This is a genomic window from Caldimonas mangrovi, assembly GCF_023721835.1.
Lineage (GTDB): Bacteria > Pseudomonadota > Gammaproteobacteria > Burkholderiales > Burkholderiaceae_C > Caldimonas > Caldimonas mangrovi.
The window spans coordinates 255876-267196 of the sequence record NZ_JAMKFE010000003.1; the positions used below are offsets into that span (position 1 = coordinate 255876).

The following is an 11321-nucleotide window of genomic DNA, read 5'->3' on the forward strand; positions in this document are numbered from 1 at the left end:
TGTCACTCGCGGGTGTACTTGTCGGCGCCTTCCTGGGCCTCGTCGCTGTCGAGGCGGGCACGGATGGAGGCTTCGCGTTGCGCATCATCGTGCGGCGGAGGCACGGGGGCGCGATCCGTTCCGCGGCGCGTGACGATGCGTGTGGCGAGGGCGACCGCGAAGGCGGCCGTACCGGCCAGGAACAGCGCGTCGCTCACGGCCTGCGAGAGGTTGAAGCGGTCCAGGCCCGCATGCACGCCGGCCAGCAGCAGCAGGGCTGCGGCCCACACCAGCGTCAACGAGACGGCATGGCTGCGGGCGACCCAGCCGGCCAGCAGCGCGCAGGCGGCGATGGTGAATGCCCAGGCCGTCCACGCTTGTCCCGTGAGCCACCGTGCCAGCGACAGCGTCAAACCCGGCGCCGCGAGCCAGAAGGCCCACGCCGCGAGTTTCGCCGCCCGGTCTGCGCGCGCGCCGCCGATCATCGCCGCACCGAGCAGGACCGCCAGCGCCAGCACCCATTTCGCCGGGTGGTCGAGCGTCGAAAGGCCGCGCAATGCGTCCCAGGCGTCGAACATCGGTTTCATGCGCCGCCCGGCTCACTGCTGCTGCGCGACCAGTACCGTTCGTCGCCGTAAGTGTGTTTCAGGAAGTCGATCCACAGCCGCACGCGTAGCGGCAGGTGCTTGCGCTGCGGAAAGACCGCGAAGATGCCGTTCGGCGGCGCTGCGAACTCGTCCAGCAGGCTGACCAGGCGGCCAGCCGCCACCTCTCCTTCGACTTCCCAGGTCGACCGCCACGCGATGCCCATGCCCGCGAGGCACCAGTCGTGCAGCACCTGCCCATCGGAACAATCGAGCCGCCCGGGTGGCCGCAGATGCGTCAGCTCGCCGTCGATCATGAAGGCCCAGCCGCGCGTCTGGCTGGCGTCGGAACTCAGTGTCAGGCATTCGTGCTGGTTCAGCTCGCCCGGGTGCTGCGGCCGGCCGCGCCGCTTCAGGTAGGCCGGCGTCGCCACGCACATGCGCCGGTTGTCGGCCAGTCGCAGGCTGACGAGGCTGGAGTCGGGCAGGTCGCCGACGCGCACGGCGCAGTCGACGCCTTCGTTGACGATGTCGACCACGCGGTCGCTGAGGTTGAGCGACAGCGACACGTCCGGATGCAGCGACAGAAAGCGCGGCACCAGCGGCGCCACATGGCGGCGGCCGAAACCGGCCGGCGCGGTGATGCGCAGGTGGCCGCTGGCCTTGACGCCGCCTTCGGAGACGCTGGCCTCGGCGTTGGCCAGGTCGACCAGCAGGCGCGAGCAGTCCTCGAGGAAGGCGCTGCCTTCGTGGGTGAGCGTGATGCGGCGGGTCGTGCGCAGCAGCAGCTTGACGCCGAGCCGTGCCTCGAGCGCGTCGATGCGCCGGCCAATCACCGCGGGCGCCACGCCTTCGGCGTGGGCGGCGGCGGTCAGGCTGCCTTTGGTGGCGACGGCGACAAAGGATTCGATCTGCTTGAGCCGGTCCATGGTGCGGGCGAGATTAAGCCGCTAAAAGTAAAAAATCAAGCACGTTTCGTGTTCTGAATCGCTGCCCAGGTTCGGAATAAAGTGCGGGCATGAAGATGCCCCCGGTCCACGCCGTCCTGTTCGATGCCTACGGCACCTTGTTCGACGTCTACAGCGTCGGCTTGCTTGCCGAGCAGCTGTTCCCCGGGCAGGGACAGGTGCTCGCGGCGTTGTGGCGCGACAAGCAGATCGAATACACGCGGTTGGTCAGCATGGCGGACCCGGCCGGGGGCCGCTACCGGCCGTTCTGGGAACTGACACGTGCGGGACTGCGCCACGCCTGTGCGCGGCTCAAGCTCGACCTGACACGCGAGCGCGAAGACCAGCTGATGAACCAGTACCGCCACCTCAGTGCCTTTCCGGAAAACCGCGAGGTGCTGCAGCAGGTCCGCGCGCTCGGCCTCGTCACCGGCATCCTGAGCAACGGCGATCCGGCGATGCTCAAAGTGGCCGTGAAGAGCGCCGGGCTGCAGAACGTGCTCGACACGGTGATCAGTGTCGAGCCGCTGCGCTGCTACAAGCCCGACCCGCGCGTGTATGCCCTCGGCCTGCAGACGCTGTGCGCGGCGCGCCCCGACACCACCGCCAGGAACGTCCTGTTCGTCTCGAGCAACGGCTGGGACGCGGTCGGGGCGACCTGGTTCGGCTACACCACCTTCTGGCTGAACCGGGCGGGCCTGCCGCCCGAGGAACTGGACACCCGACCGAGCTTCGAGGGCCGCAGCCTGCACGAGTTGCTGCCACTGCTGCAGCGCGTGAACGGGGGCAGCGCATGACGCCCGTCGACGCGATGCTGATCGGTGCCGGCGCCTTCGCTGCCGGCGCGGTGAATTCGGTGGCCGGCGGCGGCACCTTCTTCTCCTTCCCCGCGCTGCTGGCTGTCGGCGTGCCACCGGTGGTTGCCAATGCCAGCAACTCGGTGTCCCTGTGGCCGGGCAGCCTGTCCGGCGCCTGGGCCTACAAACGCGAGCTGGCCCCGCTGTCGCGCTATCTGCTGCCGATGGGCGTGGCGTCGCTGGCCGGCGGCATCGCGGGCGGGCTGTTGCTGTTGCAGACGCAGGACGGCCAGTTCGCGCGGCTGATCCCGTGGTTGCTGGGCTTCGCGACGCTGTTGTTCGCCTTCAGCCCGCAGCTGGCCGCGTGGCTGGCGCGCTGGCGCGAGCGGCGAAGCGCGCCCGCGGGCGGAACACCGGCCGGCTGGTTCACGCAGCTGCTGGTGTCCGTCTACGGCGGCTTCTTCGGGGCCGGCATGGGCATCCTGATGATGGCCAGCCTGGCGATCTCGGGCCATGACGACGTGCAGGAAATCAACGCGATCAAGAACCTGCTGTCGGCCGTGATCTACAGCGTCACGGTCGTCACCTTCATCGCCGCCGGCGCTGTCAGCTGGCCGCACACGCTGCTGATGATCGCCACCGCCAGCGTCGGCGGCTACTGGGGCGCGAGCATGGCACGCAAGGTGCCCGCGCTGTGGTTGCGCCGGCTGGTCATCGCCGTGGGCGCCTTCCTGACCCTGTACTACTTTCATCGGGCGGCCGTCGCGGCCTGAACGCTTTCCACACTCCAGACCTTCAAGAGGACCCGACCATGACCCCACGCACGACCGTACACCGGCTCGAAGTCGCCCACGAGCTGTACCGCTTCATCGAAGATGAAGTCCTGCCCGCGACCGGTGTCGACGGTGCGGCTTTCTGGGCAGGGTTCGACGCGATCGTGCACGAGCTGGCGCCGAAGAACGTGGCGCTGCTGGCCGAGCGTGATCGCCTGCAGACCGAACTCGACGCGTGGCATCGGGCTCACCCGGGGCCGATCCGTGACATGGCCGGCTACCGTGCCTTCCTCGAGAACATCGGCTATCTGATGCCCGCGCCGCGCGGCGCGAAGGCGACGACCACGCAGGTGGACGCCGAACTCGCCCTGCAGGCCGGCCCGCAGCTGGTGGTGCCCATCCTCAACGCCCGCTATGCGTTGAACGCAGCCAATGCCCGTTGGGGTTCGCTGTACGACGCGCTGTACGGCACCGACGCCATTCCCGAGACCGGCGGTGCCGAGAAGGGGAGCAGCTACAACCCGGTGCGCGGCGCGAAGGTGATCGAGTTCGCGCGCAATTTCCTCGATGAAGCGGCGCCGCTGGCAAGCGGTTCGCACCGCGACAGCACCGGCTACCGGGTCGAAGGCGGCCAGCTGTCGGTCGCGCTGAAGGACGGCCGCACCACCGGTTTGAAGGATGTGTCGCAGTTCATCGGCCACCAGGGCGACGCCGCCCAGCCGAGCGGTGTGCTGCTGAAGCACCACGGCCTGCATGTCGATCTCCGCATCGATCGTCTATCGGCCATCGGCAAGACCGACCCGGCCGGTGTCGCGGACCTTGTGATCGAGTCCGCGCTGTCGACCATTCTCGACCTCGAGGACTCGGTGGCGGCCGTCGACGCCGCCGACAAGGTGCTGGCCTATCGCAACTGGCTCGGCATCCTGCAGGGCACGCTGACCGAGCAGGTCAACAAGGGCGGCAAGACCATCACGCGCACGATGAACCCCGACCGCGAGTACGTCGGCGCGGACGGCCGGCCGGTCGTGCTGCACGGCCGCTCGCTGCTGTTCGTGCGCAACGTCGGCCACCTGATGACCAACCCGGCCGTGCTGTACGGCGGCGGCAAGGAGATCCCGGAAGGCATCCTCGACGCGGTGGTCACGACGACCATCGCGCTGGTCGACCTGAAGCGGCAGAGCGGCCTGCGCAACTCTCGCACCGGCAGCGTCTACATCGTCAAGCCCAAGATGCACGGCCCGGCGGAAGTGGCGTTCGCCAGCGAGCTGTTCGGCCGCGTCGAGCAGCTGCTCGGCCTGCCCGACAGCACCGTGAAGCTCGGCATCATGGACGAGGAACGCCGCACGAGCGTCAACCTCAAGGCCTGCATCGCCGCCGCGGCGAGCCGGGTGGCCTTCATCAACACCGGCTTCCTGGACCGCACCGGCGACGAGATGCACACGGCCATGCAGGCCGGCCCGATGATCCGCAAGAACGACATGAAGGGCAGCAAGTGGATCGCCGCCTACGAGCGCAACAACGTGCTGGTGGGTCTGGGCATGGGCCTGCGCGGGCGTGCGCAGATCGGCAAGGGCATGTGGGCCATGCCCGACCTGATGGCCGCGATGCTGCAGCAGAAGTCGGTGCACCCGAAGGCCGGTGCCAACACCGCCTGGGTGCCGTCGCCGACCGCGGCCACGCTGCATGCGCTGCACTACCACCAGGTCGATGTCTTCGCGATCCAGCAGGAACTGGAGAAGACCGACGCGGACGCCGCGCGCGACGCGCTGCTGGGCGACCTGCTGACCGTGCCGGTGGCAGAGCAGCCGGACTGGTCCGATGCGGACAAGCAGCAGGAACTCGACAACAACGTGCAGGGCATCCTCGGCTACGTGGTGCGCTGGATCGACCAGGGGGTCGGCTGCTCCAAGGTGCCCGACATCCACAACGTCGGCCTGATGGAAGACCGCGCCACGCTGCGCATCTCCAGCCAGCACATCGCCAACTGGCTGCTGCACGGCGTGGTCAGCAAGGAGCAGGTGAACGCGACCTTCCAGCGCATGGCGGCGGTGGTCGACCAGCAGAACGCCGGTGACCCGCTGTACCGGCCGATGGCGGGGAATTTCGACACCTCGGCTGCCTATCGGGCCGCGCAGGACCTGGTGTTCAAGGGCGTCGAGCAGCCGAGCGGCTACACCGAGCCGCTGCTGCATGCGTGGCGGCTGAAGGTCAAGCAGACGCAGGGTTGATCCGGGCCCGGTCCTGACAAGAACGGCACTCTCGAGGTGCCGTTTTTCGTTTGGGGGCCACGAGTACGATGGAGCGTCTTTCGCACCGCGCCGCCCATCATCATGTGCCAGCTGCTTGCCATGAACTGCAACACCCCGACCGACATCGTGTTCAGTTTCACGGGGTTCGCGACGCGCTCGCAGGAGCATGCCGACGGCTTCGGCATCGCGTTCTTTGAGGGCGCGGGTGTCCGGCTTTTCGTCGACCACCAGGCCGCACTGCACTCGCCGGTGGCCGAGCTGGTGCGGCGCTATCCGATCAAGAGCACCAACGTCATCGCGCACATCCGCAAGGCCACGCAGGGGCCGGTGGTGCTGGAGAACTGCCACCCGTTCGTGCGCGAACTATGGGGGCGCTACTGGGTGTTCGCGCACAACGGCGATCTGAAGGGGTTCACGCCGAGATTGCATGCGGCGTTCCGCCCGGTGGGCACGACCGACAGCGAGCAGGCGTTCTGCTGGCTGATGCAGGAGCTGGCGAAGAACCACGCGTCGGTGCCGACGCCCGAGCAGCTGACTGAGACGCTGCGCGAACTGGTGCCGTTGGTGGCGCGGCACGGTACCTTCAACTTCATGCTCAGCAACGGGCATGCGCTGTGGGCGCACTGCTCCACGCGGCTGCACTACCTGGTGCGCCAGCACCCCTTCGGGGCGGCGAAGCTCCAGGACGAGGACATGTCGGTCAACTTCGCCGACGTGACGACGGCACGTGATCGCGTCGCCGTCGTCGTCACCGAGCCGCTGACGGCCAACGAGGATTGGGTGACCTTCGCTGCGGGCGAACTCAAGGTGTTTGTCGACGGCGAGCCTTTGCCCGTATAGATGGCCTACAGAAGTGGGCAGCCACCTGTTTGATCGCCGCTCCATCGGTTCGCGCACAACTCGATACATCTCTTGAATTGCTGTCGCGCCTCATGCATGGAATGATTTCCCATCTATTCCATTTCGATGAGGGTCCTCATGGCGTTCGGCTTTCCATTCATTGCCCGCTTGACGAGCGCTGCGATGCTCGTCGGCCTCGGGGTGCTGACCGCGTGCGGGGGCGGTGGCGGCGGTTCTTCGGGCGGTGGTGAAGGCACGGTGCGCATGTCGTTGACCGATGCGCCGGCCTGCTACGAGCACGTCTACGTCACGGTCGACCAGGTGCGGGTGCACGAAAGCGGCGCTGCCGATACGGACGACGGCGGATGGGTCGACATTCCGCTGGCCGCGCCTCAGCGCATCGACCTGCTGACGCTGACCAACGGCGTGCTCGCCGAACTCGGTCAGGCCAGCCTGCCGGCCGGCGCCTACAGCCAGATCCGGCTGGTGCTCGCCGACAACCCGGCCAGCGCTCCTTATGCCAACGCCATCGTGCGGGCCGGCGACATCACCGGCACCGAGATTCCGTTGAAGACACCCAGCGCCCAGCGGAGCGGGCTCAAACTGAACACGCACCTCCAGGTCGAGGCCGATCAGGTGCTCGACGTGGTGCTCGACTTCGATGCCTGCAAATCCATCGTGACGGCCGGGAACTCGGGCAACTACCTGCTGAAGCCGGTGATCGCGGTGATTCCGCTCGTCGGGACGGCCGGTGAGGCCGTCGAAGGGTACGTCGCGCCGGCGATGGCCGCCGATGCGACGGTTTCGGTCCAGCAAGGCAGCGTGGTGGTCAAATCCACGGCACCGGACGCCGCCACCGGCAAGTTCGTGCTGTCCCCGGTGCCGGCCGGCGATTACACGCTGGTCGTCAGTGCGCCGGGGCGGGCCACCGCCATCGTGACCGGCGTGCCGGTCACGACCGCAGCGCGCACCGCGCTCAATGCAGCGTCGGCGCCGATCGATCCGCCGATGTCGGCGATGGCGACGGCCGACGGCAGCGTCACGGTCGAGCCGGTGCCGGACGACGGCATCGATGCGACGGTGCGGGCGCTGCAGTTGCTGACGTCCGGCGTGACCCTCGAGATCGCCGCGCAGCCGGTTGACGCCGACACCGGTGCCTACGCCTTCGCGCTGCCGCTGGCGGCCCCTGTGACCGCAGGCTATGCGCCGACGCTGGCCTTCTCTGCCGACAGCGCTGTCGCGTCCGACTACCGGCTCGAAGCTTCGGTGCCCGGAGAGGCCCCGCAGACCGTCGACGTCACGCTCACCGCCGCCGGCGCCACCACGCCGTTCGGCTTCGGGCCCTGACGTCGGTCCCTTCCTTTCAGCCGCGCTGCACCGGCAGCACCAGCGTCACGCAGGTGCGGCCCGGCTGAGAAGCGAACACCACGTCCCCGCCCAGCGTCTGGGCACGCTTGCGCAGGTTGCGCAAGCCCTTGCTGGCGGTCGGCGCGTTGCCGACCGCGCTCGCATCGAAGCCGATGCCGTCGTCGTCGATGTGCACCTCGACCGCGTCGCCCGTCTTCCTCAGCGCGATCGTCACCTTGCGCGCCCTGGCGTGCTTGAGAATGTTGGTCAGTGCCTCCTGCACGATGCGCAGCACCTGCAGTGCGGCCGTCGCATCGAGCCAGGGCAGCGGCGGCAGGTCGTCGACCTGCCATTCCAGCTGCAGCCCGGCTGCCTCCAGCCGCTTGCCGAGCCGGTAGCGCAGCGTGGCCAGCAGCGTGACGAGATCGTGGCCGATCGGCTCCAGCGAGTCGATCACCAGCCGCAGGTCGTCGACGCACTCGCGCAGCACGGCGGCCACGGCCTGGATGTCGAGCTTGCCCTGCTCGACGAGCACCAGCGACGACATCAATGCCGAACCCATGCCGTCGTGCATGTCGCGCATCAGGCGCTGGCGTTCCAGCAGCATGGCCTGCTCGCGTTCGACGTCGCGCAACCTGCGGTGGTTCTCTTCCAGCTGCGCAGTGCGCTGGGCAAGCCGCTCCTCGAGCGATGCGTTGATCTGCTCCACTTCCTCGATCGCGCCGCTGTAGCGGCGCAGCACGGCATAGAGAAAGGCCGCGAACACCAGCAGCGTCGCGTACGGCATCAGGTACAGGCTCTCGGGCGAGATGCGCAGGCTCACGAGCAGGATGTCGTGCACGCCCATCGCGATGCAGACCCACATCGTCAGTGTCAGCACCCGCAGTTCTCGGCTCTTGTAGCGCACCGCGATCCAGGTGATGAAGGCGGTCACGAAGATGGACACCAGCGCATTGACCGACTGCTGCAGTACCAACGGGTCCCAGGGCGACGGCGGGATCGTCAGCAGTGCCGACAACGCCGTGAAACCGACCAGCAGCCATTCGATCAACGGATAGCGCCGGTAGTGAAAACGCAGCGCGAAGAGATAGGTCAGCACCATCACCCACGACATCGACGCGTTGGTCAGCCACCAGAACCAGTCGTGCACGATGCCGCCGCGCGGCAGGTCGGCGTGGTAGTGCAGGTTGCGCACCCACCAGGCGGCCGACACCAATGCGAACAGCAGGTACGCCGACTCGTTGCGTCGCCGCATCCACACGCCGAGCGAGAACAGGCCCAGCACCAGGATGGTCAGGCTGGTGACCTGCGGCCCGGTGACGTGCAGCAGCGTGCGGCGGTCGGCCATCGCGCGGATCTCGTCGGCGGGGCCGACCCACAGCGTCGACAGCGAATGGGTCATGTTGGCGCGCAATGGCACGCCGACGGTGACATCGACGTCGATGGCGACGCCGGGGCTGGTGAACACGACGTCGTGCGGGATCGGCACGTACAGCGGCCGGTTCCACTGCGAGCCCCAGTTGCGGCGGTTGGCCGACAGCAGCCGGCCGTTGACGTGCACCTCGACCGGGCCGCCCTGCACGCGCGCGCTGTACAGCGCCAGCGGCGGCGATGCGCCGCTCGGCGGCAAGCTGTAGCGCACGTTGTACCAATGCATGACCCAGTCCCGCGGGCCGTTGAACAGCGTGATGGCTCCGCGCGGCGTCGCGACCGGCAGCTTGACGACCTCCCAGCCGGGCTCGGACAGGTCGGGACGGACGATGCCAGCGTCCGGCAGTGCCGGGCCGAGCGGCACGATCTGGCGCTCGGCGAGGCGGAACTGCTGGGCAGGGGGAATTTCCTCGGGCCCGGTGTCCTGGGCAAGTGCCGCGCTGAGCAGCAGGCCCAGCACCAGGCCTACCAGCGTTCTAGTCGCGCAGCAGGCCCAGCTTGCGAGCTTCATACACCGCTTCGGACTTGGAATTGACCTGCAGCTTGCGATAGCTGCGTTTCACATAAGTCATCACCGTGTGCTTCGAGACGCTCATCATCTGGGCGATCTCTTCGTAGGTGAAACCCTTGGTGGCCAGCGTCAGCACGGCGAGTTCGCGGTCCGACAGTGCCGGTGCACCTTCGGCCGGGGCTGCACCGGCACCGGCACCAGCGCCGGCCGGCGCCAGGCGGCTCAGCAACTGGCGCGCGATGACCGGGCTGATCGGGCTGCCGCCGGCGTGCAGCGCACGGATCTGATCGGCGATGTCCTCGGGCAGCGTGTCCTTCAGCAGGTAGCCCGTCGCGCCGGCTTCCAGCGAACCGACCACGTGCTGCTCGTCGCCGAACACCGTGACGACCATCACGTCGCATTCCGGCAGATGACGCGCGCAGTAGCGGATCAATTCGATGCCGCCGATGTCCGGCAGCCCCAGGTCGACCAGCAGCACGTCGGGTCGTGTCGCTTTCAGCAAGGCGAGCCCGCCCGCGCCATCGGCGGCCGCCCCGGCCAGCTTCAGGTCGGGGGCCGACTCGATGGCCTGCACGAAGGCCTGACGGAAACGGGCGTCGTCCTCGACGACGGCCACGGAGAGTTGCCACATGTCCCCAGTGTAGGGGGACTGCAAAGCCGAGCCGGTCCCTCGTTGAAGGGACAGTGCGACAGGTGCTGCCCCGGGCTCGCCTGTCAATCGACTGTCAGTAACGGTGCCGGATACCGACCGCGAAGCTGTTGCCGGCGTCCTCGCCCTTGACCCTGTCGTGCATGTAGATGGCGTAAAGATCGGTGCGCTTGGACAGGAAGTGGTCATAGCCCAGCGAAGCGGTGTTGCGCTTGATGTCGTCGCCGGCCGTCGGCTCGCTGTTCGCGTGGCCCCACGACGCCAGCACCGAGCCGGCACCGACCGGGGCACTCGCACCGAGCTGGTACAGCTGGTTCTTCGGCACCGTGCTGCCGGTATCGTCCTCCTTGACCTGCGTGTATTGCCCGTAGGCCTTCGCGATGCCGAAATCGTACGAGCCGTTGAGCTGGTAGGTGGTTTCCTTGCCGGCGGCGAACGGCACCTTGACCTGTTGCGCAGCGAATGCCAGGCCGAGCGGGCCGGCGAAATAGGTCAGGCTGCCGCCGAAGTTCGCGCCCTGCGCGGCTTCCCTGATCGAATAGAGCAGGCTCGCGCTCAAGCCGCCGAATCTCGGCGACAGGTAGGCGACCGAGTTGCTCCAGCCGGTGTCACCGGCCACCTGGCCGGTGCCGCCACCGAAATGGTTGCGGATGGCGGGCGAGAAGCCGAACGAGTCGCCGAACGGGTTGAACACCAGCGTCGTGACGAAGGTCGGGTTGGTGTTGCGCCCGTAGCGCAGCGTGCCGAGGCTGCCGGCGAAGCCGACGTAGGCGCTGCGCGCCCAGAATGCGTCGGGCCCGAAGCGTCCGGCCTCGCCGGTGTCGGCCCGCAGGAAGGACTCGATCGCGAACTGCGCGCTCAGGCCACCGCCCAGGTCTTCCGCGCCCTTGATGCCGATGTAGCTGGTCGTCATGCCGCCGGAATCGACCTTGCTGAGCCTGCGGGTGCCGCTGTTCTCGAGCGAGCCGACGAACACATCCATGAGTCCGTAGAGCTGTGCGCTGGACTGGGCATGCGCGTCCCAGGCAGCCGCCGTGAGGCAGGCGACAACGGTGGCACGTACCGGCGTGGAAAGGCGGAACTTCATGAGGCATCTCCAATGCGTGTCAAGGGTCGGCCGACGTGTAAGCAAACGCTGGGCCACTCGCAGGTTCATGGCACGGATGTCAAAACTGCCATGCGTGTGCAGCATTTCTGTGCATGGGAAGATTCCG

At 67.9% G+C, this 11321-nt stretch carries 10 protein-coding genes; 5 read left to right on the forward strand and 5 right to left on the reverse strand.

What is annotated here, in order from left to right; genetic code table 11:
• Nucleotides 1-2 precede the first annotated feature (2 nt).
• Nucleotides 3-566 carry a hypothetical protein gene (locus tag M8A51_RS06330; protein WP_251777351.1) on the reverse strand — a complete coding sequence of 188 codons (564 nt, stop codon included), beginning with the start codon at nucleotides 564-566 and terminating at the stop codon, nucleotides 3-5.
• Nucleotides 563-1492, reverse strand: coding sequence for a LysR family transcriptional regulator (locus M8A51_RS06335; RefSeq protein ID WP_251777352.1), 930 nt, complete (start codon nucleotides 1490-1492; stop codon nucleotides 563-565). Before M8A51_RS06335 ends, M8A51_RS06330 begins: the two co-directional genes overlap by 4 nt.
• A 95-nt stretch (nucleotides 1493-1587) precedes the next feature.
• On the opposite strand from M8A51_RS06335, the gene M8A51_RS06340 reads away from it, so the two are divergent.
• The 5 genes from M8A51_RS06340 to M8A51_RS06360 all read left to right on the forward strand — a co-directional run bounded on the left by M8A51_RS06340 (nucleotide 1588) and on the right by M8A51_RS06360 (nucleotide 7516).
• The gene (locus tag M8A51_RS06340; protein WP_251777564.1) at nucleotides 1588-2307 is read left to right on the forward strand and encodes a haloacid dehalogenase type II; all 720 of its coding nucleotides are present in this window, start codon (nucleotides 1588-1590) and stop codon (nucleotides 2305-2307) included.
• Nucleotides 2304-3080 (forward strand): sulfite exporter TauE/SafE family protein, encoded by a 777-nt coding sequence (locus M8A51_RS06345; RefSeq protein WP_251777353.1) that lies wholly within the window; start codon nucleotides 2304-2306, stop codon nucleotides 3078-3080. Before M8A51_RS06340 ends, M8A51_RS06345 begins: the two co-directional genes overlap by 4 nt.
• Before the next feature lie 38 nt (nucleotides 3081-3118).
• The gene (locus tag M8A51_RS06350) at nucleotides 3119-5308 is read left to right on the forward strand and encodes a malate synthase G (protein ID WP_251777354.1); all 2190 of its coding nucleotides are present in this window, start codon (nucleotides 3119-3121) and stop codon (nucleotides 5306-5308) included.
• Nucleotides 5309-5410: 102 nt separating this feature from the next.
• The gene (locus M8A51_RS06355) at nucleotides 5411-6169 is read left to right on the forward strand and encodes a class II glutamine amidotransferase (protein ID WP_251777355.1); all 759 of its coding nucleotides are present in this window, start codon (nucleotides 5411-5413) and stop codon (nucleotides 6167-6169) included.
• A 183-nt stretch (nucleotides 6170-6352) separates the two neighbouring features.
• Complete coding sequence (locus M8A51_RS06360; protein ID WP_251777356.1) at nucleotides 6353-7516, forward strand: DUF4382 domain-containing protein; 1164 nt, start codon at nucleotides 6353-6355, stop codon at nucleotides 7514-7516.
• Between the two features lie 16 nt (nucleotides 7517-7532).
• Here the strand turns inward: M8A51_RS06360 and M8A51_RS06365 are convergent, their stop codons facing one another.
• From M8A51_RS06365 to M8A51_RS06375, 3 genes are all read right to left on the reverse strand, one after another.
• Nucleotides 7533-9458, reverse strand: a complete 1926-nt coding sequence (locus tag M8A51_RS06365) for a sensor histidine kinase (protein WP_251777357.1) — start codon at nucleotides 9456-9458, stop codon at nucleotides 7533-7535.
• Entirely contained in the window at nucleotides 9424-10089 is a 666-nt protein-coding gene (locus M8A51_RS06370) for a response regulator transcription factor (RefSeq protein WP_251777358.1), read from the reverse strand. The genes M8A51_RS06365 and M8A51_RS06370 overlap by 35 nt, the downstream gene beginning before the upstream one ends.
• A 94-nt stretch (nucleotides 10090-10183) precedes the next feature.
• Nucleotides 10184-11194 (reverse strand): porin, encoded by a 1011-nt coding sequence (locus M8A51_RS06375; protein ID WP_251777359.1) that lies wholly within the window; start codon nucleotides 11192-11194, stop codon nucleotides 10184-10186.
• Nucleotides 11195-11321: the final 127 nt, after the last annotated feature.